The 24,185-nt window shown below is 69.0% G+C and carries 18 protein-coding genes; 4 read left to right on the top strand and 14 right to left on the bottom strand.

The genetic code is table 11. The features are described from left to right. Window positions 1–37 precede the first annotated feature (37 nt). The 10 genes from MRBLAR12_RS18510 to argC all read right to left on the bottom strand — a co-directional run bounded on the left by MRBLAR12_RS18510 (window position 38) and on the right by argC (window position 10,196). A complete protein-coding gene (locus MRBLAR12_RS18510) occupies window positions 38–775 on the bottom strand; it encodes a maleylpyruvate isomerase family mycothiol-dependent enzyme (protein WP_229993925.1) in 738 nt (245 codons plus the stop codon). Window positions 776–832: 57 nt separating this feature from the next. Further along, complete coding sequence (locus MRBLAR12_RS18505) at window positions 833–1,360, bottom strand: pyridoxine/pyridoxamine 5'-phosphate oxidase (protein ID WP_229993926.1); 528 nt, start codon at window positions 1,358–1,360, stop codon at window positions 833–835. Between the two features lie 63 nt (window positions 1,361–1,423). Next, a complete protein-coding gene (gene argH, locus MRBLAR12_RS18500) occupies window positions 1,424–2,839 on the bottom strand; it encodes an argininosuccinate lyase (protein WP_364747493.1) in 1,416 nt (471 codons plus the stop codon). Further along, complete coding sequence (locus MRBLAR12_RS18495; RefSeq protein WP_229993928.1) at window positions 2,839–4,044, bottom strand: argininosuccinate synthase; 1,206 nt, start codon at window positions 4,042–4,044, stop codon at window positions 2,839–2,841. The genes argH and MRBLAR12_RS18495 overlap by 1 nt, the downstream gene beginning before the upstream one ends. A 100-nt stretch (window positions 4,045–4,144) precedes the next feature. Next, window positions 4,145–4,675, bottom strand: a complete 531-nt coding sequence (locus MRBLAR12_RS18490) for an arginine repressor (RefSeq protein WP_079551248.1) — start codon at window positions 4,673–4,675, stop codon at window positions 4,145–4,147. Beyond that, window positions 4,675–5,700 (bottom strand): ornithine carbamoyltransferase, encoded by a 1,026-nt coding sequence (gene argF, locus MRBLAR12_RS18485; protein WP_414645535.1) that lies wholly within the window; start codon window positions 5,698–5,700, stop codon window positions 4,675–4,677. The genes MRBLAR12_RS18490 and argF overlap by 1 nt, the downstream gene beginning before the upstream one ends. After that, window positions 5,697–7,028, bottom strand: a complete 1,332-nt coding sequence (locus MRBLAR12_RS18480; protein WP_364747491.1) for an acetylornithine transaminase — start codon at window positions 7,026–7,028, stop codon at window positions 5,697–5,699. The genes argF and MRBLAR12_RS18480 overlap by 4 nt, the downstream gene beginning before the upstream one ends. Further along, window positions 7,025–7,954: an acetylglutamate kinase gene (gene argB, locus MRBLAR12_RS18475; RefSeq protein WP_229993930.1), complete on the bottom strand. Its 930-nt coding sequence runs from the start codon at window positions 7,952–7,954 to the stop codon at window positions 7,025–7,027. Before argB ends, MRBLAR12_RS18480 begins: the two co-directional genes overlap by 4 nt. 35 nt (window positions 7,955–7,989) lie before the next feature. Then, on the bottom strand, window positions 7,990–9,156 hold the full coding sequence (gene argJ, locus MRBLAR12_RS18470; protein ID WP_229993931.1) for a bifunctional glutamate N-acetyltransferase/amino-acid acetyltransferase ArgJ: 1,167 nt from the start codon (window positions 9,154–9,156) through the stop codon (window positions 7,990–7,992). Continuing rightward, window positions 9,153–10,196, bottom strand: coding sequence for an N-acetyl-gamma-glutamyl-phosphate reductase (gene argC, locus MRBLAR12_RS18465; protein WP_364747488.1), 1,044 nt, complete (start codon window positions 10,194–10,196; stop codon window positions 9,153–9,155). Before argC ends, argJ begins: the two co-directional genes overlap by 4 nt. Before the next feature lie 167 nt (window positions 10,197–10,363). Here argC and MRBLAR12_RS18460 point away from each other — a divergent pair, with 167 nt between their 5' ends. The 4 genes from MRBLAR12_RS18460 (at window position 10,364) to MRBLAR12_RS18445 (ending at window position 18,117) form a co-directional block, all read left to right on the top strand. Then, complete coding sequence (locus MRBLAR12_RS18460) at window positions 10,364–11,467, top strand: fatty acid desaturase family protein (RefSeq protein WP_229993933.1); 1,104 nt, start codon at window positions 10,364–10,366, stop codon at window positions 11,465–11,467. A gap of 165 nt (window positions 11,468–11,632) precedes the next feature. Next, complete coding sequence (locus MRBLAR12_RS18455; RefSeq protein WP_229993934.1) at window positions 11,633–12,598, top strand: quinone oxidoreductase family protein; 966 nt, start codon at window positions 11,633–11,635, stop codon at window positions 12,596–12,598. Window positions 12,599–12,711: 113 nt separating this feature from the next. Further along, the gene (locus MRBLAR12_RS18450) at window positions 12,712–16,644 is read left to right on the top strand and encodes a Pls/PosA family non-ribosomal peptide synthetase (RefSeq protein WP_229993949.1); all 3,933 of its coding nucleotides are present in this window, start codon (window positions 12,712–12,714) and stop codon (window positions 16,642–16,644) included. Window positions 16,645–16,692: 48 nt separating this feature from the next. Continuing rightward, entirely contained in the window at window positions 16,693–18,117 is a 1,425-nt protein-coding gene (locus MRBLAR12_RS18445; RefSeq protein ID WP_414645533.1) for a M1 family metallopeptidase, read from the top strand. Window positions 18,118–18,125: 8 nt separating this feature from the next. Here MRBLAR12_RS18445 and MRBLAR12_RS18440 read toward each other — a convergent pair whose 3' ends face one another. The 4 genes from MRBLAR12_RS18440 to MRBLAR12_RS18425 all read right to left on the bottom strand — a co-directional run bounded on the left by MRBLAR12_RS18440 (window position 18,126) and on the right by MRBLAR12_RS18425 (window position 24,163). Further along, window positions 18,126–18,851 carry a 4'-phosphopantetheinyl transferase family protein gene (locus tag MRBLAR12_RS18440; RefSeq protein ID WP_229993935.1) on the bottom strand — a complete coding sequence of 242 codons (726 nt, stop codon included), beginning with the start codon at window positions 18,849–18,851 and terminating at the stop codon, window positions 18,126–18,128. Window positions 18,852–18,895: 44 nt separating this feature from the next. Beyond that, window positions 18,896–21,439: a phenylalanine--tRNA ligase subunit beta gene (pheT, locus tag MRBLAR12_RS18435; protein ID WP_364747486.1), complete on the bottom strand. Its 2,544-nt coding sequence runs from the start codon at window positions 21,437–21,439 to the stop codon at window positions 18,896–18,898. A 3-nt stretch (window positions 21,440–21,442) separates the two neighbouring features. Continuing rightward, window positions 21,443–22,504, bottom strand: a complete 1,062-nt coding sequence (gene pheS / locus MRBLAR12_RS18430; protein ID WP_090576206.1) for a phenylalanine--tRNA ligase subunit alpha — start codon at window positions 22,502–22,504, stop codon at window positions 21,443–21,445. A gap of 183 nt (window positions 22,505–22,687) precedes the next feature. Continuing rightward, window positions 22,688–24,163 carry a gamma-aminobutyraldehyde dehydrogenase gene (locus tag MRBLAR12_RS18425; protein WP_364747484.1) on the bottom strand — a complete coding sequence of 492 codons (1,476 nt, stop codon included), beginning with the start codon at window positions 24,161–24,163 and terminating at the stop codon, window positions 22,688–22,690. Between the last annotated feature and the right edge of the window lie 22 nt (window positions 24,164–24,185).

Here is a 24,185-nt window from a genome sequence, read left to right as displayed (position 1 = left end):
CGCCGGGCGGGGGATGGCCGGCCATGGACCAGGGACTTTAGTTGTTGACGGGCACTCCGGCGGGCCAGGGCAACAGTTCCGGAAGGTCAACGCCGTCGGCCGCGGCGGTAGCGCGCAGGCTGCCGAGGGTGGGTGTGCGGCCGGCGAGCCACGCGGCGATGTCCGTGAGCATGCCGTTGATCACCGTCGAGGTTCCGCCGCTCCCGATGGCCACCGCGGGCAGGCCGAGCGGCTGCAGCACAAAGCGCTGGCCCTCGGGCACCCGGGCTGAGAGGAAATCGAAGAGGTGCCCGCAGAAGGGGCGGCTCCAGGTTTCCGGTCCGTGGCCGGTGCCGAGATCGGCCGCATGGATGATGAGTTCGCGCCATAGCGCCAGGCCGCCGTCGAACACGACTCCCCCGCGGTAGGTGATGGGCTCGCGCCAGCCGGCCGCATCGAGGGAGTCGAAGGCGCGCAGGGCCCTGCCCAACGCTGAGTCGAGGTCGGCCCGGTGCTGAGCGAGGCTGTGGCCGGCCGCCATCCCGATGGCGCGGTTCCGCCCCTCGAAGCCGCCGTCGTAAAGCTCCACGCCCTCGCCGCGGGCGGCGTATTCGAGCTGGCGGCCCATCGCGTTGGCAATCCCGCAGATGTGGGCCAGCACGTGCCCGCGGCTCCAGCCGGGCAATTCCGACGGCGCTTTGATGTCCTGTTCCGTCAGTTTCGCTGCGATTCCGGCCACGACGTCGGCGGCACGGTGCAGATCTGCCCGAAGGTTCTCTGGTGTGATTGAGGTCATGGCGCCCATCCTAAACCGAGCCACCCAATTAAGTCGGATTAACTGAGTGGAACCCGGTCAGCGGGGCGCGTAGCGGTGCCGGATGTGCCGGCGGTCGTGCCGGGCCTGCCAGAATTCGATTTCGCGGGGCCGGATGGCGTAGAGCTGCCAGTCTGTGTTTTCATTTTCGCTGCCGTCGGCGCCCGGCCGGGCCTGCCAGTCCGCGGCCGAGGCCTCGGCGGACAGCTCCACGACGTCCCCGGCCACCCGCACCTGGCGGCCCTGCTGCTGCCAGAAGAAGTTCAGCGCCGCGTGCGGGTTGGCCGCGAGCTCCTGGCCCTTGCGGGATTCCCGGGAGGTCGCGAAGTGCCAGCCGTCGGCGTCGATGTCCTTCAGGATCAGCATCCGCGACGACGGCCGGCCCTGCCCATCGGCGGTGGCCAGGCTGCACGCGTTGGGCTGCGGCACCCCGGCCGCCAGCGCTTCGTCCAGCCACAGCCGGAACAGCTCTGCCGGGTCCGCGGGCGCGGAGTCCGGGTCAAAGTCCGGGAGGCGCTCCGGGAAATCGGGCAGGGCACGCAGCATTTGGCGGAACGGTTCGCTCATGTGCCTACCTTAACCGCCGCGAGGGCCCCATCCGCAGAGGGCCCCCGCGCGTAGAGACCGGTGCTACCCCGCGTACGTCCGCACGCCGGCGAGCTCGCCGTCGAGGGCCAGCAGCTGGCGTTCGACGGCGGCCGGTGCGGTGCCGCCTTGGGAGTTCCGGCTGTTGAGCGAACCCTCAGTGGACAGGACCGTGCGGACCTCTGGCGTCAGGTGCTCCGAGATGGCGGCGTATTCCTCGTCCGTCAGGTCCCAGAGCTCGACGCCGCGGCTTTCGGCCTGCTTCACCGCGGCGCCTGAGAGCTCGTGCGCCTCGCGGAACGGAACGCCCTGGCGGACCAGCCATTCGGCGATGTCCGTCGCCAGCGCGAAGCCCTGCGGTGCCAGCGCTTCCATCCGTTCGGTGTTGAACTTCAGCGTCGCGATCATGCCGGACACTGCCGGGAGCAGGACCTCCAGCGTATCGGCGGCGTCGAAGACCGGCTCCTTGTCCTCCTGCAGGTCGCGGTTGTACGCGAGCGGCAGCCCCTTCAGGGTGGCCAGCAGCCCGGTCAGGTTGCCGATCAGCCGGCCGGCTTTTCCGCGTGCCAGTTCCGCCACGTCCGGGTTCTTCTTCTGCGGCATGATCGAGGAGCCGGTGGAGTAGGAATCGTGCAGGGTGACGAAGGAGAACTCCTTCGTGGCCCACAGGATCACTTCCTCCGAGACCCGGGACAGGTCCACGCCGATCATGGCCGTGATCCAGGCGAACTCGGCGAAGACGTCGCGGGAGGCGGTGCCGTCGATCGAGTTGTGCGTCGCCGAGAAAAAGCCCAGGTCGGCTGCGACGGCCTCCGGGTCCAGGCCCAGCGAGGAGCCCGCCAGGGCACCTGAACCGTAGGGCGAAACGCCGGCGCGCTTGTCCCAGTCCTGGAGCCGCTGCACGTCACGCAGCAACGCCCAGGCGTGAGCGAGCAGGTGGTGGCTGAGCAGGACCGGCTGGGCGTGCTGCAGGTGGGTGCGGCCGGGCATGGCCACCCCCTGGTGCGCCTTGGCCTGGTCCACCAGTGCGTCGATCGTTGAGAGCACGCCGCGGGCGATAATCCGGGCGTGGTCGCGCAGGAACATCCGGCCCAGCGTGGCCACCTGGTCGTTGCGGGACCGGCCGGCGCGGAGCTTGCCGCCGAGCTGGGTGCCGGCGCGCTCGATCAGGCCGCGCTCGAGTGAACCGTGCACGTCCTCATCCGACTCCGCCGGCAGGTAGGCGCCGGAGGCGACGTCCTCATCCAGCCGGGTCAGTGCGGCAAGCATGCCCTCAAGTTCGGCGTCATCCAGCAGCCCGGCCTTGTGCAGCACGCGGGCGTGCGCCTTGGACCCGGCGATGTCGTAGCGGGCCAGCCGCCAGTCGAAGTGCGTGGACTTGCTCAGCGCGGCGAGGGCGTCCGCGGGGCCGCCGGCGAACCGGCCGCCCCACAGCGCGCCTTCATTGGTGGCGGACGCCATTACTGACCTGCGACGCGGATGTCGCGGCCGGAGGCAACCTTGGCGGACATGCCCCACAGCTCGATGAAGCCGCGCGCCATCGACTGGTCGAACGTGTCGCCGGTGTCGTACGTGGCGAGGTCGAAGTCGTAGAGCGAGGTCTCGGAGCGGCGTCCGTTGACGATCGCCTGGCCGCCGTGGAGCACCATGCGGATGTCGCCGGTGACGTAGCGCTGGGTGTCCTCGATGAAGGCGTCGAGGGAGCGCTTGAGCGGGGAGAACCACTGGCCGTCGTAGACCAGCTCGGCCCAGCGCTGGCCGACGGTCGCCTTGAAGCGGGCCTGCTCGCGCTCGATCGTGATGTCCTCGAGGTGCTTGTGCGCGGTGATGAGCGCCATGGCACCGGGGGCCTCGTAGATCTCGCGGGACTTGATGCCCACGAGGCGGTCCTCGACGACGTCGATGCGGCCGACGCCCTGGGCGCCGGCGCGCCGGTTGAGTTCCTTGATGGCCTGCAGCGGGGTGACCTTGACGCCGTCGATCGCGACCGGCACGCCGGCCTCGAAGGAGATAGTGACCTCATCCGGCGCCGGCGGGAATTCCGGGGTGGCGGTGTAGTCGTAGATGTCCTTGGTGGGGGCGTTCCAGATGTCTTCGAGGTAGCCGGTTTCAACGGCGCGGCCCCAGACGTTCTGGTCGATCGAGTACGGGTTCTTCTTGGTGGTCTCGATCGGCAGTCCCTTTTCCTCGGCGAACGCGATGGCCTTGTCGCGGGTCAGGGCGAGGTCACGGACCGGTGCGATGCACTTCAGGTCCGGGCCGAGGGTCTGGATGCCGACTTCGAAGCGGACCTGGTCGTTGCCCTTGCCGGTGCAGCCGTGGGCGACGGTGGTGGCGCCGAATTCGCGGGCGGCCTTGACCAGGTGCTTGACGATCACCGGGCGGGAGATGGCCGAGACCAGCGGGTAGTGGCCCTGGTAGAGGGCGTTGGCCTTCAGCGTGGGCACGCAGTACTCGTTGGCGAACTCGTCGCTGGCGTCGGCGACGTAGGCTTCGACGGCGCCGCAGCCCAGCGCGCGCTGGCGGATGGTCTCCAGCGATTCGCCGCCCTGTCCGACGTCGACCGCCACGGCGATGACCTCGGCGCCGGTGGCTTCACCGATCCAGCCGATGGCTACGGAAGTATCCAGGCCACCGGAGTAGGCCAGAACAATACGCTCAGTCACGGAAATGCTCCTTAGTTGTTTGGTGATGCTGTAAGTGTGGGAAAAATCTCTCTGCTGCAAGCCTGTCACAAGCCCGGTTGTGCCCGGGGCGTTGCGCGGCTTATTGGCCGGCTTCCTCGGCGAACTGCAGGAAGCGTGCGGCGATGTCCGCGCCGCCCAGGGGGTCCCGGGTGACAAGCAGGACGGTGTCGTCCCCAGCGATGGTGCCCAGGATCGAGGGCATCACGGAGTGGTCGATGGCGAGGGCAAGGAAGTTTGCGGCGCCCGGCGGGGTCCGGAGCACCACGAGGTTGGCCGAGGCCTCGGCGGTGACGAGCAGTTCCCCGCACAACCGGGTCAGCCGGGCGTCGAGGATTTCCTGCGTGACGCCGCTCTTGGCCGCCCGTTCGCCGCCCTCCCCCGGGACGGCGTAGACCAGCACGCCGTCCTTGCCGCGGACCCGGACGGCGCCGAGTTCCACGAGGTCGCGGGAGAGCGTGGCCTGGGTGACCTGGACGCCGTCGTCCGCGAGCAGCGCCGCGAGCTCAGCCTGGGAACGGACCGACTCGCCCGTCAGAATCGCTGTGATCCGCGCCTGCCGGGCTGTCTTGGTGGCCGGGCTGGCCCCCGGAGAGGCTGGCTGGACGGACATCAGGCCAAGCCGTCCACCGGTGCCAGCCCATCAACTGGCGCGAGCCCGTCAACAACAGCCAGGCCGGAGCGGTGCATGAGCCAGGCCATCAGCGCCTTCTGGGCATGGAGCCGGTTTTCAGCCTCGTCCCAGACCACCGACTGCGGGCCGTCAATGACGTCCGCGGCGATCTCGTAGCCCCGGTAGGCCGGCAGGCAGTGCAGCACGACGGCGTCCGGCGCCGCGAGCTTCATCGCGTCGGCGTCCACGGAGTAGTCGCGGAACAGTTTCATCCGCGCTTCCTTCTCCGCCTCCTGGCCCATGGACACCCACGTGTCGGTGGCGACGACGTCGGCGCCCAGGAGGGCCTCCACGGCGTCGACCGTCACCAGCACGGAGCCGCCGGTCTCCGCGGCACGGTCCTCGGCGGCGGCGATGATCTCCGGAGACGGCAGGTACCCTGCCGGTCCCGCGATGCGGACGTTCATGCCGGCCGTGACGCCGGCCAGCAGGTAGGAGTTGGCCATGTTGTTGGCCGAGTCGCCCAGGTACGCCATGGTCAGGCCCTTGAGCGAGCCCTTGTGCTCCTTGACGGTCAAGAGGTCGGCCAGCAGCTGGCACGGGTGGTAGTCATCGCACAGGGCGTTGATGACCGGAACGCGGGAGTTCGCGGCCATGGCGACAAGCCCGGCATGCGCGCCGGTGCGCCACACGATGGTGGACACCATGCGTTCGAGCACCTTGGCGGTGTCCTCGACCGATTCCTTGTGCCCGATCTGCGCCTCGCCGGGGTTGATGATGAGCGCGTTGCCGCCCATGTCCGCGATGCCGGTGGCGAAGGAGACCCTGGTCCGGGTGGAGGTCTTGTCGAAGATGACGGCCACGGTCTGGCGGCCGCTGCCTGCCGCGGCGAAGGGCTGCACACTGTAGGGCGCGGCCTTCATCCGGACGGCGAGCTCGAGGACCTCGGCCTGTTCGGCCGGGGTGAGGTCCGTGTCCTTGAGGAAGTGGCGGGTGGGCACTGATGCGGTCACGACGGCGGTCACTTGGCGTCCTTTGCGGCGTTGTTACTTGAAGTGGCGGGCTGTTCGGCGGACTTTTCGGCAGTGGACTTTGCGGTCTCGAGCAACGCGGGCAGTGCCGCCAGGAAGCGGTCGGCCTGTTCGGTGGTCAGGATCAGCGGCGGTGCCAGCCGGATGGTGCGCGGGCCCGGGCTGTTGACGATGAAACCGGCGTCAAGCCCGGCGGTGACGACGCCCGGGGCGACGTCGGCGTCGAGGTCGAAGCCGATCAGCAGCCCCTCCCCGCGGACCTCGGTGACGCCGGCGATTCCGGCGAGGCCGGCGCGCAGGTGCTCCCCCACGCCCCGGACGTGGGCCAGGATGTCCTGGTTTTCGAGGACGTGCAGCGTGGCGAGGGCGGCCGCAGTGGCCACCGGGTTGCCGCCAAAGGTGGTGCCGTGCTGGCCGGCGGTCAGCAGCTCGGACGTTTCCGGTCCGAACGTCACGAGCGCGCCGACCGGGAAGCCGCCGCCCAGGCCCTTGGCGAGGGTCACGGCGTCGGGCACGATCCCGGCGTCCTCACTGGCCAGCCACTTGCCGGTGCGGCCGATGCCGGTCTGGACCTCGTCGAGGATCAGCAGGGCGCCGGCGGCGCTGGTGGCCTCGCGGGCGGCCAACAGGTAGCCGGCGGGCAGCGGCCGGACGCCGGCCTCGCCCTGGATCGGTTCGAGGAAGACGGCGGCGGTGGTGTCGTCCACGGCGGCGCGGAGGGCATCGATGTCACCGAACGGGACATGCACGACGCCGCCTGGCAGCGGCGCGAACGGCGCCCGGTAAGCTTCCTTCGCCGTCAGCGCGAGGGCGCCCATGGTGCGCCCGTGGAAGGCGCCTTCGAGCGCGATGATCTTGGTGCGCGGCGTCTCGTCCGGGCCTGTGTTCCGGCGCGCCAGCTTGAAGGCCGCCTCAACGGCCTCGGTACCGGAGTTGGCGAAGAACACTTTGGACCCGGCAGGTGCCTTGGACAGTTCCAGCAGCTTCTCCGCAAGGGCGATCTGGGTGGGGCTCGTGAAGAAGTTGGAGACATGGCCCAGGGTGGCCAGCTGGCTGGAGATCACCGAGGTGACGAACGGGTGGGCGTGGCCGAGGGCGTTCACGGCGATGCCGCCGAGCAGGTCCAGGTACTCCTTGCCGTCGGCGTCCCACACGAGGCAGCCGGCGCCGCGGACCAGGACCCGCTGCGGGGTGCCGAAGACGCCCAGCAGGGAGGAGGAGTAGCGGGAGAGCCACTGCGCGCCGGTGGCGCGCGAGTGGACCAGGTCGGCTACCGGAGAGTGTTCGAGATCCGTGGAAGGTGCAGTTTCGATCTGGTTCATTTGCTTTCCTCGTCGGGGACGACCTGGGTGCCGATGCCGGCGGTCGTGAATGTTTCCAGGAGCATCGAGTGCGGCAGGCGGCCGTCCACGATGTGGGCGCGCTCGACGCCGTCGTCAATCGCTTTCAGGCAGGCCGCCATCTTCGGGATCATGCCGGACTCAAGGCGCGGCAGCATCTCTCGCAGCTCCGAAGCCGTCAGCGACGAGATGAGCGATGACCTGTCCGGCCAGTTGGCGTAGAGGCCTTCGACATCGGTCAGGATGACCAGCTTGGATGCCCCCAGGGCCGAGGCGACCGCCGCCGCCGCCGTGTCCGCGTTGACATTAAGTACCTGCCCGGTGGTGGATCCGTCTGCGGAGATCTCCGGGGCAACGGTGGAGACTACCGGGATCCGGCCGGCCGCGAGGATGTCCACGATCCCTTCCGGGTTGACGCCCACCACTTCCCCGACGAGGCCCAGGTCCACCTCCTCGCCGTCCACCACGGTGCCGGTGCGGACGGCGCGGAGCAGTCCGCCGTCCTCGCCGGACATGCCGACGGCGTACGGGCCGTGGGAGTTGATCAGGCCCACGAGTTCGCGTCCCACCTGGCCGGTGAGGACCATCCGGACCACGTCCATGGCCTCGGGTGTGGTGACGCGGAGCCCGCCCTTGAATTCGGATTCGATCCCGAGCCGGCTGAGCATGGCGTTGATCTGCGGGCCGCCGCCGTGAACCACCACGGGGTGGATGCCGACGTGGTGCAGGAACACGACGTCTTCGGCGAAGGCGCGGCGGAGCTCGTCGTTGACCATGGCGTTGCCGCCGTACTTGATCACCATGGTGCTGCCGGCAAAGCGCTGGATCCAAGGCAACGCCTCGATCAACGTGGCGGCTTTGTCCCGGGCGTCGGACTGGGATGTCGTCTCGCGGGTCTGGGTGTTCATGCTGTTCGTCCTTACTGCTCGTCCTTCCAGGCGGATTAGCTGGAGTAGGCGCTGTTTTCGTGGACGTAGTCGTGGGTGAGGTCGTTCGTGAGGATCGTGGCCTCGGCCCCGCCGGCCTGCAGGTCGATTTCGACCAGGACCTCACGCGGTTCGAGATCCACCAGGTTCCGGTCATCGCCGATGCTGCCGTTGCGGCAGATCTGCACGCCGTTCATGGACACGTTCAGCTGGTCCGGATCGAACGCCGCGTCGGTGGTACCGACGGCGGACAGCACGCGGCCCCAGTTGGGGTCCTTGCCGAAAATCGCCGTCTTGAACAGGTTGGAGCGGGCGACAGCGCGGCTGACGATTTCGGCGTCCCCCTCGCTCGCGGCGTTGAAGGTCCGGATCGCGATGTCGTGGCTGGCACCCTCGGCGTCGCCGATCAGCTTGCGGGCCAGCTCGGCGCAGACCTGGGTCAGGCCCGTGCGGAAGTCGACGGCGGACGGCACGGCGCCGGAGGCCCCGGACGCCAGCAGCACCACGGTGTCGTTGGTGGACATGCAGCCGTCGGAGTCCGCGCGGTCGAAGGTGACCCGGGTGGCGTTGCGGAGTTCCGCGTCGAGCATGCCCGGCTGGACGTCGGCGTCCGTGGTCAGGACCACCAGCATGGTGGCCAGGCCCGGGGCCAGCATGCCGGCGCCCTTGGCCATGCCGCCAATGGTGAACGGTGTGCCTTCGGCGTCGGTGCCGGAGAAGACGGCCTGCTTGGAGACGGAGTCCGTGGTCATGATCGCGGTGGCTGCCGCGGGGCCGCCGTCGGCGGCCAGAGCGGCGGTGGCGGAACCGATCCCGGCCAGGATTTTTTCCATGGGGAGCTGTTCGCCGATCAGTCCGGTGGAGCAGACGACGACGTCGGTGGCGGAGACGCCGAGGGCTTCGGCGGTCTTCTCCGCGGTGGTGTGGGTGTTTTGGAAGCCCTGGGGCCCGGTGCAGGCGTTCGCTCCGCCGGAGTTGAGGAAAACGGCGTCCACGCGGCCGTCCTTGACCACCTCGCGGGACCAGTGCACGGGGGCCGCGGCGACGCGGTTGGACGTGAAGACCGCCGCGGCGGCCTTGGACGGACCGTCGTTGACCACGAGGGCAACGTCCGGCTTGCCGGAAGCCTTGAGCCCTGCCGTCACGCCGGCGGCGCGGAATCCCTGCGGTGCGGTGATGCTCACGGTGCGACTCCCTGGAGGTTGAGGCCGGCGGATTCCGCCAGGCCGAGGGCGATATTCATGGACTGCACGGCCCCGCCGGCGGTCCCCTTGGTCAGGTTGTCGATGGCGCAGCACACGATCACGCGGCCGGTGTGCTCATCGAAGGCCAGCTGCATGACCGTGTGGTTCGAGCCCTGGACCGACTTGGTGGAGGGCCACTGCCCCTCCGGGAGCAGGTGGACGAACGGTTCGTCGTCGTAGGCCTCGGACCAGGCCGCGCGCAGCTCCGCGGCAGTGACGCTGCGTCCTGGCTGCTGCCGGACCTTGGCTGTCGCCGTGGTGAGGATCCCCCGGCTCATTGGCGCCAGGGTGGGCGTGAAGGAGACGGTGACCGGAGCGCCAAGCGCCTTGGAGAGTCCTTGCTCGATCTCCGGGGTGTGCCGGTGTCCCCCGCCTACCCCGTAGGGACTCATGGAGCCCATGACTTCGGCGCCGATCAGGTTGACCTTGGCGGCCTTGCCGGCCCCTGAGGTGCCGGATGCGGAGACGATCACGACGTCGTCGCCTTCCAGCAGCTGGTTGCTGAAGCCGGGCATGAGGGCCAGCAGGGCCGAGGTCGGGTAGCAGCCGGGGACGGCGATCCGGGTGGCGCTGCGGAGGGCGTCGCGCTGACCGGGCAGTTCCGGGAGACCGTAGGGCCAGGTTCCGGCGTGCGCGGAACCGTAGAACTTCTCCCAGGCCGCCGGGTCCTCGAGGCGGTGGTCCGCGCCGGCGTCGATAACCAGGGTCCCGGCGGGCAGCTGCGCCGCGATCTCCGCGGACGCTCCGTGCGGAAGCGCCAGGAACACGACGTCGTGCCCGGCCAGGTTATCCACGGTGGTGTCCTCGAGGATCCGATCCGCCAGACCATGGAGATGCGGCTGCAATTCCCCTAGTCTGGAACCGGCGTTGCTGTGGGCCGTGATGGCGCCGATGGTGACGTCGGGATGGCCGGCGAGGAGCCGCAGGACCTCGCCGCCGGCATAACCGCTCGCCCCGGAAACGGCAACAGAAATAGTCATAAGCACGACTATACAGCAAGAGTATGCATAGATGCCGATATTTATGCATGGATGCGGCCGTGTCCGGGAACCCCCGGGGCGTATGCTTGGTAAAGGGTGATCCAGACCGTGCAGCTGCAAATGTCAGCTGCAACGTTGCCCGTAAACAGCAACGAGGCAGGCTCCCTATGACCACTACGCTCACTCCTCCTCCTCTAGATTCAGTACGCCCCAAATCGCGAGTCAGGCAACCCAACGCCGTCGTTCTCAGCTATTCGGAACTGCTCAAGACCGTGAAGGCTGCCGGTCTCCTGGAACGCCGAGTCGGCTTCTACGTCACCGTGTTTTCGGTGCTTGCCCTCCTGATGGCCGCGACATGGTTCGGGTTCGCGCTGATCGGTGACAGCTGGTTCCAGCTCCTGATCGCCGCCGCCCTGGGCATCCTGTGCACGCAGCTGAGCTTCCTGGCCCACGAGGCCGGGCACCGGCAGATCTTCGCGTCCCGCCGCGCCAACGACTGGGCAGCACGGCTGCTCGCCACGTCCGTGGCCGGGATCAGCTACTCCTGGTGGGAGCAGAAGCACGGCGCGCACCACAACCACCCGAACGTCATTTCCAAGGACCCGGACATCGCGCCCGGCCCCATCGCCTTCCACCCCGAAGCCGTAGCCGACCGCCAGGGGCGCCTCGCGTTCCTGACGCGCAAGCAGGGCTGGTTCTTCTTCCCGCTCCTGTTCCTGGTGGGCCTGGGACTCCAGATCGACTCCGTGAAATTCATCGTCCGCCGCGCCAAGGTCACGCACCGCTGGGTTGAAATTCCGATCCTCGCCGTCCGGCTCAGCCTGCTGCCCGTTCTCGCGTTCTCCTTCCTGCCGCTGGGCATGGCGTTCGCCTTCATCGGCGTCCAGCTGGCCGTGTTCGGCTTCTACATGGGCGCGTCGTTCGCGCCGAACCACAAGGGCATGCCGGTGCTGCCGGCGGACAGCCGGGTGGACTTCTTCAGCCGCCAGGTCCTGACGTCCCGGAATATCTCGGGCGGCCGCTTCATGGACATCCTGCTCGGCGGCCTTAACCGCCAGGCAGAACACCACCTGTTCCCGGACATGGCCCGCCCCCAGCTGGACAAGGCCGCCAAGATCGTCCGCGAGTACTGCGCCAAGCACCAGGTCCCGTACACGGAAACCACCCTGATGCAGTCGTACGCCATCATCGTCCGCTACCTCAACGATGTCGGACTCGCCGCGGGCCGGCACTTCGAATGCCCGATGGCAACGGTCACCCGCCGCTACTAAGGGACGCATCAGGCGGCGTCCGCGCAGGACCCGCCACGTCCGGACGCTGGCACGTGAAGCATCACGTGACGGTCGGTTACGGAACGCCCCTTCATGGTTACCGCCGGTGTCCCTAGGATGGACCCAGGGACCGGGACAGACTTTCCCGCCCGGAAAAGGAGCCACATGATGCACGCAATCGTCGCCCGCCAGGCCGGGGGCCCCGAGGTCCTGGAGCTCGACAAAACAGCTCGTCCCGTTCCCGGGCCCGGCCAGCTGCTCGTCAAGGTCGCCGCCGCGGGCGTGAACTTTATCGACACCTACAAGCGCAGCGGCATCTACAAGGTCAGCTACCCCTTCACGCCCGGCTCCGAGGCCGCAGGCACCGTGGAGGAGGTCGGCGATGCCGTCACCGGGTTCGCTCCCGGCGACCGGGTGGCCACGGCCGAGGGCGCTGACTGCTACGCCGGCTATGCACTCGTCGACGAGGACAAGGCCCTCCCGGTTCCCGACGGCCTGGACGATTTCACCGCCGCGGCCCTGCCGCTGCAGGGGGTGACCGCCCACTACCTGATCAACTCCACCTTCAAGGTCGAGTCCGGCCACACGGTCCTGCTCCACGCCGGCGCCGGCGGCGTCGGACTCCTAATGATCCAGCTGCTCAAGGCCAGGGGCGCCCGTGTCATCACCACCGTTTCGACGGACGAGAAAGAGCAGCTGGCCCGCGACGCCGGCGCCGACCATGTGCTGCGCTATGAAGGTTTCGCGGGACGCGTCCGGGATCTGACCAACGGCACCGGCGCGGACGTCGTGTACGACGGCGTCGGAAAAGACACCTTCGACGCCTCCCTGGCGTCGCTGCGCATCCGGGGCATGCTGGTGCTCTTCGGCGGAGCCTCCGGCCCGGTCCCGCCGTTCGACCCGCAGCGGCTCAACACCGGCGGCTCGCTCTACCTCACGCGGCCGACCATGGCCCACTACCTGCGCGACGCCCGGGAACGCCGCTGGCGCTCCGACGAAGTCTTTGCCGCCGCTGCCGAAGGCAGCCTCAAGGTCAGGATCGGCGCCCGCTACTCCCTCGCCGAGGCAGCGCGTGCACACGACGACCTTGAACAGCGCCGCACCACCGGCAAAGTCATCCTGGTCCCCTAAGCCGTACGGTCTCCTAGGCCGCACAGCAACACCATCCGTTCATCTCCTGCAGGGACAATGCGCCAGTGACCGAGCAACGACTGACCCCGAGTGAAGCCCCCGACGCCGGTACGGTGCAGAGTCTTCCGGCTGCCAGCGCCACCGTCTACGAGCCGCAGCTGCCGGGCGCACGCTCCGCCCCGGCGGAGCGGACGCTCATCGACATCCTCCGCGATACCGCCGCCCGGTTCCCGGACGCTTCCGCCCTCGACGACGGGCACCGCTCGCTCAGTTACGCCCAGCTTATGGGCGAAGTCCGGGCAACCGCGCGGAAACTGCACCTCGCCGGGCTGGGCGCCGGAGACAAGATCGGCGTCCGGATACCGTCGGGCACCAACGAACTCTACGTCTCGATCCTGGCGGTAATGCTGGTCGGTGCGGCCTACGTCCCGGTGGACGCCGACGATCCGGATGAGCGGGCCAAACTGGTCTTCGGCGAGGCCAGGGTGGCCGCCATCCTCCGCGCCGGCGGGAAGATCGTCACGGACAGCAACCACCCCCGGCCGTTCCCCGATGCCAGGCCGCCAGGCCCCGACGACGACGCGTGGGTCATCTTCACCTCCGGCTCCACCGGCACACCCAAAGGCGTCGCGGTCCAGCACCGCTCGGCCGCCGCGTTCGTGGACGCCGAGGCCCGCATCTTCCTGCAGGGCGATCCGGTGGGCCCGCAGGACCGGGTGCTGGCCGGCCTGTCCGTTGCCTTCGATGCCTCCTGCGAGGAAATGTGGCTCGCGTGGCGCCACGGTGCCTGCCTTGTTCCGGCACCCCGGGCGCTGGTCCGGACCGGGATGGACCTCGGCCCGTGGCTGATCAGCCACGGCATCACTGTGGTCTCCACCGTCCCCACGCTCGCCGCGCTCTGGCCCGTGGAATCGCTGGAAAGTGTCCGGCTGCTCATCTTCGGCGGGGAAGCGTGTCCGCCTGACCTTGCCGAGCGGCTCGCCGTCGAAGGACGCGAGGTGTGGAATACCTACGGGCCCACCGAGGCCACCGTGGTCGCCTGTGCCGCGCGGCTCGGCGCGCCCGGCCCCGTCCGGATCGGCCTGCCGCTGGACGGCTGGGACCTCGCCGTCGTCGACGCCTCTTCGCTGCCCGTCGCCGAAGGCGAGGTGGGCGAACTGATCATCGGCGGCGTCGGGCTGGCCCGGTACCTTGACCCGGTCAAGGACGCCGAAAAATACGCCCCCATGCCGTCCCTGGGCTGGCCGCGCGCCTACCGCTCCGGCGACCTCGTGAAGTACGAAACAGAGGGCCTCATTTTCCAGGGCCGCGCCGATGAACAGGTCAAGCTTGGCGGCCGCCGGATCGAGCTCGGCGAAATCGACGCCGCCCTGCAGTCGCTGCCGGACGTCGCCGGCGCCGCGGCGGCGGTGCAGACCACCGCTGCCGGCAACCAGATCCTGGTCGGCTACCTTGCCGCCGTTTCGGGCCGGGACATCGACCTCGCGGCCGCGCGCGAACTGCTGGGCGAGAGCCTGCCGGCGCCCCTCATCCCGTTGCTGACGCTCGTCGATTCGCTGCCGACCAAGACCAGCGGCAAAGTGGACCGCCACGCCTTGCCCTGGCCGCTGAGCGGAACCGGAGCTGTCGAGGCCGATGGCGCCCCGCTGAACCTGCCCGATGACGCGCAGTGGATCGTGGAGCAGTGGAGCGCGGTACTGGGAAGCCCAGTCACCAGCCTCGACGCCGATTTCTTCGCCTACGGCGGCGGATCGCTGGCCGCTGCACAGCTCGTGTCAGCCCTGCGCGTCCGCTACCCCACCATCACGGTGGCCGATATCTACGCGACGCCCCGGGTGGGCGCCCTGGTGGACGAGGCACGGCAGTCGCTGCCGGAGGGCGGAATGGTCGCCGCCCAGGAGCGCACCGTCCGGCCCACCGCGCGCAAGTCCCAGGCCTTCCAGACGCTCCTGGGCGTTCCCTTGCACATCCTCGTCGGCATGCGCTGGCTGACCTACCTGATGGCCGCGAACAATCTTCTGGCCGCCTTCGCCGGATTCAGCGCCGCGCCAACGGTCTCGTGGTGGTGGGTGGGCGCTTCCTGGCTGGTCTTTGTCAGCCCCGCCGGGCGGATGCTGCTCTCCGTTGCCGCCGCGCGCCTCCTGCTCCGCAACGTCGTGCCCGGCACGTATCCGCGGTCCGGGCGGGTGCACCTCCGGCTCTGGCTCGCGGAACAGATCCAGGACCTCGCCGGCGCCATCAGCCTGGCCAGCGCGCCCTGGGTGCCCTACTACGCGAAGGCGCTGGGCGCGAAGATCGGCGAGAACGTCCAGCTGCACTCGCTGCCGCCCGTCACGGGTCTGCTGTCCCTCGGCGCCGGATCCAACATCGAGCCTGAAGTCGATCTGTCCGGCTGGTGGATCGACGGCGACCGTGTCCACATCGGCGCGATCCGGATCGGCCCCGGCGCAAGCGTCGGCGCCCGCAGCACGCTCATGCCGGGCGCCACCGTGGGTGCCGGCGCGCAGGTGGAGCCGGGCTCCGCGGTGATCGGGAAGGTCAAGGCAGGGCAGCTGGTAGCCGGGTCACCGGCCGAGCGCCGCGGCAAGGCGCGGCACTCGTGGCCGGACTCCGCGCCCGAGCACCGGCTGATGGGCCGGCTGTGGTTTGCCGGCTTCGCCGCGGCATCCGCCATGCTGGCGCTCATCCCCTATGTCTCCGCCGCCGTCGCGGCCTTCGTGATCTTCGCCTTCATCCAGGGCAGCTCCTCCCTGCCCGCAGCCCTCCCCGGCATTGTGCTCTCGATCCCCCTGGCAGCGCTGGCATGGTTCCTGACCAACCTGCTGCTGATCCTGGCCACGACCAGGCTCCTCAGCGTCGGCCTCGCAGAAGGCTACTACCGGGTCAGGAGCCGGATCGGATGGCAGGTCTGGGCGACCGAGAGGGTTCTGGACCTGGCCCGGGATCTGCTGTTCCCGGTCTACGCCAGCCTCTTTACGCCGGTCTGGCTGCGGCTCCTCGGCGCGAAGGTCGGCCGCAACGTGGAAGCCTCGACAGTGCTGCTGATCCCGAGCATGACCACCGTGGGCGAAGGCGCGTTCCTGGCCGACGACACCATGGTGGCGTCCTACGAACTCGACGGCGGATGGATGCGGATTGCCCCGGCCAAGATCGGCAAACGGTCCTTCCTGGGCAACTCGGGCATGACGGCGGCCGGGCGCAACGTGCCCAAGAACTCGCTCGTGGCGGTCCTCTCCGCGACGCCGGCCAAGGCGAAGGCCGGCACATCGTGGCTCGGCAGCCCGCCCGTGCGGTTGCGGCGCACCGCCATCGCCTCCGACGACACCCGGACCTACCAGCCGCCCCGGAGGCTGAAGGTCGCGCGCGCCCTGTGGGAGCTGTGCCGGTTCGTCCCGGTCATGCTGACAGTCGCGATCGCCGTCGGCGTGATGCTCGCGTTCGACGCGATGGCGACAGTCTTCAATTATGGAATCGCCGCCGTCCTGAGCGGGGTGGTGGTCCTGCTTGCCGGGGCCACAGCCGCGGGCAGTGCCGTAGCGGCCAAGTGGCTGCTGGTGGGCCGCATCCGCCCCGGCGAGCACCCGCTGTGGAGCTCCTTCATTTGGCGGAACGAGGTGGTGGACACCTTCATTGAGATGGTCAGCGCCCCGTGGTTCGCGCGGGCGGCCACCGGGACTCCGGCGCTCGTGTGGTGGCTGCGGGCACTCGGCGCGAAAATCGGTGCGGGGACCTGGTGCGAAAGCTACTGGCTGCCCGAGGCGGACCTGGTCACCCTTGGCAGGAACTCAACCGTCAACCGCGGGTGCGTCGTCCAGACCCATCTGTTCCATGACCGTGTCATGAGCATCGACACTGTTACGCTCGATGACGGAGCCACCATGGGGCCGCACGGCGTCATCCTGCCGCAGGCCAGGATCGGCAGCGGCGGCACGGTGGGTCCCGCGTCCCTCGTCATGCGGGGCGAAACCGTCCCCGCCGGGACGTACTGGATGGGCAATCCGGTCAGCCCGTGGGACGGGCCCGCGCCGCCCGCCGGGCCCCGGTAGGCCCGGCCTGCGCACGTCCACCCGCACCACAACCCGAAGGTCCGTCCATTGAGCACCAGCGCACCAAGCAGCGGCGCCGCCGCCACAGGCGGGGAAATCAGCCGGGAAATCAGCCGCGAGATCAGCCGGGCAACCGGCCCGGCAGCCGGCGCACCGGACCCCTATATGCCGGGCCACGGGACCAACGCCTACCGCGTCACCCGTTATGAACTCGATCTGGACTACCGGGTCAGCAGCAACCGTCTTGCCGGGCGCGCCGTCCTGCACGCCGTCACCCAGCTCCCGACGTCGGCGATCGTCCTGGACTTGGCCGGACTGCGGGCCACGAAGATCCAGCTCGACGGACGCAGGGTGCGCAGGTTCACCCAGCGGGCCGAGCAGCTCGTCATCTACCCCGACGGTCCGCTGCTCGCCAACGAGGCCTTCACCCTGGACATCCGCTACGAGGGCTACCCTGCGCCGCGCCGCGGCCTGTGGGGCGAAGTCGGCTGGGAAGAGCTCTCCGATGGTGTGCTGGTCGCCGGCCAGCCCAACGGCGCCGCCTCCTGGTTCCCCTGCAATGACCACCCGCGGGACAAGGCGAGCTACCTCATCACGGTGACCACCGACGCGAACTACCGGGCCGTGTGCAACGGCGTGCTGCTCTCCCGCACCAGCCGGGCCAGCCGCGAGAGCTGGGTGTACGAGCAGGCCGAACCCATGGCCACGTACCTCGCAACGGTGCAGATCGGTCGCTACGAACTCCTGACGCTCAACGCCGAGCGGCCGTCGGGGCATGTGCCGCAGTACGTGGCCGTTCCGGCGGCGCTGGCGGCGGGCGCCCGGGCCGCCTTGGCCCGCCAGCCTGACATGATGCGGACCTTCACCAACTGCTTTGGCCCGTATCCGTTCCCGGAGTACACCGTGGTGGTCACTTCAGACGTGCTGGAGATCCCGCTGGAAGCGCAGACACTGTCCATCCTGGGCCCAAATCATTTGCGGCAGGACTGGGATTCGCAGCGGATGGTCGCCCACGAACTTGCCCACCAGTGGTTCGGGAATTCGCTCACCACTGCGACGTGGAAAGACATCTGGCTGCACGAGGGCTTTGCCTGCTACGCGGAATGGCTCTGGTCTGAAGAGGCCGGCATCATGTCGGTGGCGGCCCGCGCCCGCGCCGCCTGGCGCAAGCTCGCCGCTGCCCCGCAGGACCTGATGGTGGGCGATCCCGGCCCGGAGCTGATGTTTGACGACCGGGTCTACAAACGCGGAGCCCTGGCCCTGCACGCACTGCGGGTTCGCTGCGGCGACCTCGCATTCTTCGCCCTGCTGCACGACTGGACGGACCGCTTCCGCCACGGCACCGTGACCACTGCCGACTTCATCGTCGCGGCCGCCCACACGACAGGCCTCGACGCAGAGGCCCTGCTGCACCCGTGGCTGTTTGACCACACCCTCCCGCCGCTCCCGCAGGCAGCACCGCCCAGGCTCTGAGGGAAGGACTAGGGAAGGACCGCGGCGGCGACGGCGGCCACGAGGTCCGCGGGCAGTCCTGTCTCGGCCGGCGGCAGGTCCCGGAGCCCGGCACGGCCGTCCACGGTCGGGGCGAGCACGTCGAGGGTGTCCGGCGCCGTCTGCAGCCCCGTGCCCAGCATCTTGAGCCACGCCTCCTTGCGCGCCCAGAGCCGTGCCCGGCCGCGCAGCAGAGCGATGCCGTCCAGGCCGGCGAGGTGCAGTTGTTCGGCCGGGGTCAACACGACATCGTCGAACCCATCGAAGTCCGCCCGGGCCGGATCCTCGACGTCGATGCCCAGGCGCTGGCCCGGATCCGGGTCCACGAGCCCGGCCAGAAGCGTCCAGCCGGCCGCGCGGGACAGGCTCAGCAGCAGCGGCACGGCCTCGCCGCGGAGCTGGTAGCCGGGCTTGCCGTGTGAGATGTTCGAGCCCGTGCCGCAGCGTGGACAGCTGTACCAGGCTGTGAGGTCCGACGCCGGGACGCCGAGCAGGCCGGCGGCGAACCGCCGCTGCGCGAGCCGGCCGGCGAGGAAGTCCTGCCGGGTCCGCGGGGTCATGGCCCGGGCCCGCTCGAGCTCGGCCCCGTCCAGCAGGGAACGCGAGTCGCGTTCCAGCTCCGACGCAGCCGGGGATTCCGCAGGAGGCCGCGGCACACCGCGGTCTCCTGGAACGCCAAAGGGCGGGCAGGCACGCACAACAAGGTGTGGTGCCATGACCCGCCCCTTTCAGAAAGCCAGCGCTGTCACCAGCGCAGTCCTCAGCGCTGCACCGCTCCGAAGCGTTCGTGGGCAGCGGCAACGGCACCTTCACGCGCCGCCGAGGCCTCGTCGGCCGTCAGGGTGCGGTCGTTGGCGCGGAAGCGCAGGCTGAAGGCCAGCGACTTCTTGCCCTCCTCGATGCCCTTGCCCGCGTAGACGTCGAACAGTGCAACGTCTTCGAGCAGCTCGCCGGCGCCTTCACGCAGGGCCGCCAGCACCTCTTCCGCCGGGACGTCCTGCGGCACCACGAGGGCCACGTCCTGGGTGGCCACGGGGTACGTCGAGATGTGCCGGGCCACGATCACGTCGGCAGCCGCCTCGAAGAGGGCGTCGGCGTTCAGTTCCAGCGCCACGGAACGGGCCGGCATGTCATGTGCCGCCAGCAGCTTCGGGTGCAGCTCGCCGGCGTAGCCCACGACTTCGCCGGTGCGCAGTTCAAGCTGCGCTGCCCGGCCCGGGTGGAAGGCCTGGTGCCGGCCCTGCGTGACCAGGAGTTCGACGCCGAGCACGTCCCCGGCGATCCGGGCGATGTCCACCGCGTCCGCCCAGTCCCACGCCCGCGGGCTGTGGGCCGGGGCGGCAGGAGAGTCGTGCCCCGTGAGCACAGCGGCGAGGTGCAGCGGCTGGTCCGGGACGCCGTCGTACAGGCCGTCCAGTACCTCGTCGCTGGGCTTGACGCCGAGCGGCGGAATCGCGGCGGTGCCAAGCTGGTCCCCGGGCAGGAACACGAGACCGGCCTCGAAGAGGGCGAGATCGCGGAAACCGCGGGAGTGGTTGCGCTTGGCAACCTCGATCAGGCCCGGCAGGACGGAGGTCCGCAGGAAGCCGTGCTCCTCGCTGATCGGGTTGGCCAGCTTGAGAGCCTTGCGCTCCGCGCCCTCGACGGGGACGCCAAAGGTGTCATTGGCGGCCTTGGAGACGAACGGGTAGGCCAGCACCTCGGTGAGTCCGGCATCGGCGAGGGCCTGGATCAGGCGGCGGCGCTGCTGCTGGACGCGGGTCAGGCCACGGCCCGGGGGCGCCACCGGCAGGGTGGCCGGGATCTTGTCGTAGCCGACCAGCCGGGCGATTTCCTCGGTGAGGTCGTCCTTCGTCTCGAGGTCGTGGCGCCAGCTCGGGGCCGTCACCGTGTAGCCGTTGCCGGTCTTGGCAACCACGGCGCCGAGGTCTTCGAGCGAGGTCAGGATCTGTTCCTCGGTGAAGTCGATCCCGATCCGGGCTGCCGCGTACTCTGCCGACAGTTCGATGGTGACGGCGTCCGGCGCGGTCCCGACGTCGGTCCCGGCTTCGTCGGCCGTTCCGCCGGCGAGGTCGACCAGCAGGTCCACCACACGCTGGGCGGCGACATCGGCCACCTGCCAGTCCACGCCGCGTTCGAAGCGCTTTGACGCCTCGGATGGCAGCTTGTGGCGGCGGCGGGCGCGGGCGATCGAGACTTCGTCGAAGTGCGCGGCCTCAACCAGGACGTTCGTGGTGGCATCGGACACCTCGGTGTGGGCACCGCCCATGACGCCGGCGATTCCGATCGGCCCGGATTCGTCCGTGATCAGCAGATCCTCGACGTCGAGCGTGCGCTCCTTCTCGTCCAGGGTGGTGATCTTCTCCCCTGCCGTGGCGCGCCGGACGACGATGTCGCCGGCCAGCTTGTCCAGGTCATAGCAGTGGTTCGGCTGCCCGAGCTCGAGCATGACGTAGTTGGAGATATCCACCGGCAAGGAGATGGACCGGATGCCGGCGAGCCGGAGACGGGAGGTCATCCACGGCGGGGTGGGCCGGGTGGCATCGACACCGCGCACGGTGCGGGCCACAAAACGGTCGCAGCCGGGCTTGCCGTAGATGGGGGCGTCGTCGTTGAGCTTGACGCCGTAGCCGCCGGACAGCGCCTCCGGGACCCGGACCTTGGAGACCGGGTCCGTGAATGCGGTGCCGGTGGCGTGCGCGTATTCACGGGCCGCACCGCGGATGGAGAAGCAGTAGCTGCGGTCCGGGGTGACGTTGATTTCCGCGGCCTGGTCGTAAAGGCCCAGCAGTTCCATGGCGTCGGTGCCGATTTCGGGATCCAGCCCGATCCTCGACAGCACCAGGATGCCGTCGTGGTCCTCGCCGATGCCGAGCTCACGCACGGAGGCGATCATGCCGGCGGAGAGGTGTCCGTAGGTCTTGCGCGCGGAAATGTGGAAGTCGCCCGGCAGCACCGCGCCCGGGAGGGTGACCACCACCTTGTCGCCTTCGACGAAGTTGTGGGCGCCGCAGATGATGCCCTGCACGCCGGAGGGGTCGATGCCGTCGCCGGTCAGGGTCTGCTGCTGGCCCTCGGGGACAACCCGGACCTGGCACCAGTTGATGGTCTTGCCGTTGGTCTGGGGTTCCTTGACGATGCTCAGCACCTGGCCCACCACGATCGGACCCTGGAGGGTGTCCGTGGGGCGGTGGACTGCTTCTTCTTCGAGTCCGACCTTGACGAGCTCGGCCATGACGTCTTCGGCCGTTGCTTCGGCCGGTACCTGCGCGAATTCGCGCAGCCAGGAAAGTGGGATACGCACTGTTTAGATCTCCATCCCGAAGTGCTCGCTGAAACGTACGTCGCCTTCAATCATGTCGCGCATGTCGCCAACCTCGTTGCGGAACATGAGGGTGCGTTCGATGCCCATGCCGAAGGCAAAACCGGAATAGACGTCCGGATCGATGCCCGCGGCGCGCAAGACGTTGGCGTTGACCATGCCGCAGCCGCCCCACTCGATCCAGCTGGGGCCGCCTTTGGCGCCCGGGTGCCAGATATCGAGCTCTGCGGACGGCTCGGTGAACGGGAAATAGTTGGGGCGCAGCCGGATCTGGGCTTCCGCACCGAACATCTGGCGTGCGAAGTGCTCCAGGGTGCCGCGGAGGTCCGCCATGCTCAGCTTCTTGTCGATGGCCAGGCCCTCGAACTGGTGGAACACGGGAGTGTGCGTCGCGTCGAGCTCGTCCGTGCGGAACACCTTGCCCGGGCACAGCACGTAGATGGGCAGCTCCCGTTCCAGCATGGAGCGGACCTGCACCGGGGAGGTGTGCGTGCGCATGAGCAGGTGGGCTTCGGGCGGCTCGACGAAGAACGTGTCCTGCATGTCGCGGGCGGGGTGGTCCGGCTTGAAGTTCAGAGCATCGAAGTTGAACCACTCGGACTCGACCTCGGGCCCTTCGGCGATTTCCCAGCCCATGCCGACAAAGATGTCCGCCACCCGGTCCTGCAGCGTGGACAGCGGGTGGCGTGCACCGGCACGGCGCCGGCGCGGTGCCGCCGTGACATCCACAGTCTCTTCGACGAGGATCCGCGCGTCGTTCTCGGCCTCGAGCTCTACCGTCCGGTCCGCGAGGGCCTTGTTGACGCGTCCCCTGGAGGCGCCCATGAGCTTGCCGGCGGCGGCCTTCTGGTCCTTGGGAAGCGCCCCGATCTCACGGTTGGCGAGGCTCAGCGCGGACTTTTCGCCCGTGTGCGCGAGGCGCACGGCCTTGAGTTCATCGAGGGTCGCGGCAGCGGCGATGGCGGCAACGGCCTGGTCTACGGCAGCGGTAATGGCGGCTTCATCCAAAGGATTCGGGACGGCGGCGCCCGGCAAAGTTTCAGTCATCTACTGTTCTTAGCTACGAGTCGGATCATGCCACAGCACACGGCACGGGCACAGGGCACGGCGCGGGTTCTCGGCAAGGCTTAGGGTCACTGTCCCCAGTCTAGTAGACGGGCGTCGGCCCCAAGGCAATGTCGCTTCAGGAGCCCGCGCCACCCTCGTCCGCGCCTTGGCCGTCCCCAGCCGTCAGCGGAGCCGGTAGATGGTCCGGTGCCAGTCCTTGTGGGCGATTCCGGTGATGTCGAACATGACGTGTTTGATCTGGGTGTATTCGTCGAACGAGTAGGCGGACATGTCTTTCCCGAAGCCTGACTCCTTCACGCCGCCGTGGGGCATTTCACTGATGATCGGGATGTGGTCGTTGATCCATACGCAGCCGGCCTTGATCTCGCGGCTGGCCCGCAGGGAGCGGTACACGTCGCGGGTCCAGGCCGAAGCCGCGAGCCCGTACGGGGTGTCGTTGGCCAAGGCGATGGCGTCGTCGTCGGTGGCGAAGGGCAGCACCGTCAGTACGGGACCGAAGACCTCATTGCGGACAATTTCGCTGTCCGGCGCGGCGTCGATGATCAGCGTGGGGGTGTAGAAGGCGCCCGCGGCCAGGTCTCCGCCGGGGATTACGCCGCCGGTGACCACTGTGGCGTAACCCCGGGCGCGGTCCACGATCGAGGCCACCCGGTCCCGGTGGGCGTAGGAGACCATGGGCCCGATGTCGGTCTCCTCGTCCGCCGGCGCTCCCACCCGGATTCCCCGGTAGAGCTCAGCGACCTTGGTAACAAACTCCTCGTAGACACTGTGGTGCACGATGGCCCGCGTCGCGGCCGTGCAGTCCTGTCCGGTGTTGATCAGGCTTCCGGCGACGGCACCGTGGGCGGCTGCCTCGAGGTCGGCGTCCTCGAAAACGACGAACGGCGCCTTCCCGCCGAGCTCCAGATGGACCCGTTTGGAGTTGGTGGAGGCGGCTTCCAGGACGGTCCGGCCTACGCTGGTGGAACCGGTAAAGGAGACCATGTCGACCTCCGGGTGGCGCATGAGTGCTGCGCCGGCTTCGGGCCCGTCACCGACGATGATGTTCACCACACCGTCCGGCAGGCCCGCCTGCTGCAGGGTCCGGGCGAACATCAGGGTAGTCAGTGGAGTGATTTCGGCCGGTTTAAGGACGATGGTGTTTCCGGCGGCGATGGCAGGAAGGATCTTCCACGCCGCCATCTGCAGCGGATAGTTCCACGGCGAGATCGATCCGATCACGCCGATGGGTTCGCGGCGGATGCTGGACGTGTGGTCCGGGGAGTACTCCGCGGTGGCTTTGCCTTCAAGGCTCCTGGCGGCCCCGGCGAAAAAGTCCGCGTTGTCGATGGTCCCCGGGATATCGAACTCGCGGGCAAGACGAAGCGGCTTGCCGGTCTGACGGCTTTCCGCCAGGGCGTAGTCCTCCGCCTGGTCCTCCAGCAGCCGGGCGAAACGGGAAAGCACCGCTGAGCGCTCACCCGGGGTGGTGGTGGACCATGCCGGGAATGCGGCCCGCGCGGCAGCCACGGCGAGGTCGACGTCGGCGGCACTCGCGAGGGTGACCGTTTCCACCACTGCACCGGTGGACGGATCGACAATATCCAGTTTGCGGCCGGAGGTGCCGGTCTGGGATTGCCCGGAGATGAACTGGTGCATGTGTGTCTTCCTTTTCTTGTTT

Origin of the sequence: Arthrobacter sp. LAR12-1-1.1 (genome assembly GCF_040676555.1) — a bacterium.
Lineage (GTDB): Bacteria > Actinomycetota > Actinomycetes > Actinomycetales > Micrococcaceae > Arthrobacter.
This window is presented reverse-complemented; position numbering and strand designations above follow the sequence as displayed.

Coding starts and splice junctions, on each gene's coding strand:
- MRBLAR12_RS18490 (WP_079551248.1), bottom strand. CDS start 4,675: ATGTCCGTCCAGCCAGCCTCTCCGGGGGCCAGCCCGGCCACCAAGACA.
- argB (WP_229993930.1), bottom strand. CDS start 7,954: ATGAACACCCAGACCCGCGAGACGACATCCCAGTCCGACGCCCGGGAC.
- argC (WP_364747488.1), bottom strand. CDS start 10,196: ATGACTATTTCTGTTGCCGTTTCCGGGGCGAGCGGTTATGCCGGCGGC.
- MRBLAR12_RS18455 (WP_229993934.1), top strand. CDS start 11,633: ATGATGCACGCAATCGTCGCCCGCCAGGCCGGGGGCCCCGAGGTCCTG.
- pheS (WP_090576206.1), bottom strand. CDS start 22,504: ATGACTGAAACTTTGCCGGGCGCCGCCGTCCCGAATCCTTTGGATGAA.
- MRBLAR12_RS18460 (WP_229993933.1), top strand. CDS start 10,364: ATGACCACTACGCTCACTCCTCCTCCTCTAGATTCAGTACGCCCCAAA.
- MRBLAR12_RS18425 (WP_364747484.1), bottom strand. CDS start 24,163: ATGCACCAGTTCATCTCCGGGCAATCCCAGACCGGCACCTCCGGCCGC.
- MRBLAR12_RS18505 (WP_229993926.1), bottom strand. CDS start 1,360: ATGAGCGAACCGTTCCGCCAAATGCTGCGTGCCCTGCCCGATTTCCCG.
- MRBLAR12_RS18510 (WP_229993925.1), bottom strand. CDS start 775: ATGACCTCAATCACACCAGAGAACCTTCGGGCAGATCTGCACCGTGCC.
- MRBLAR12_RS18440 (WP_229993935.1), bottom strand. CDS start 18,851: ATGGCACCACACCTTGTTGTGCGTGCCTGCCCGCCCTTTGGCGTTCCA.
- MRBLAR12_RS18480 (WP_364747491.1), bottom strand. CDS start 7,028: ATGAACCAGATCGAAACTGCACCTTCCACGGATCTCGAACACTCTCCG.
- argH (WP_364747493.1), bottom strand. CDS start 2,839: ATGGCGTCCGCCACCAATGAAGGCGCGCTGTGGGGCGGCCGGTTCGCC.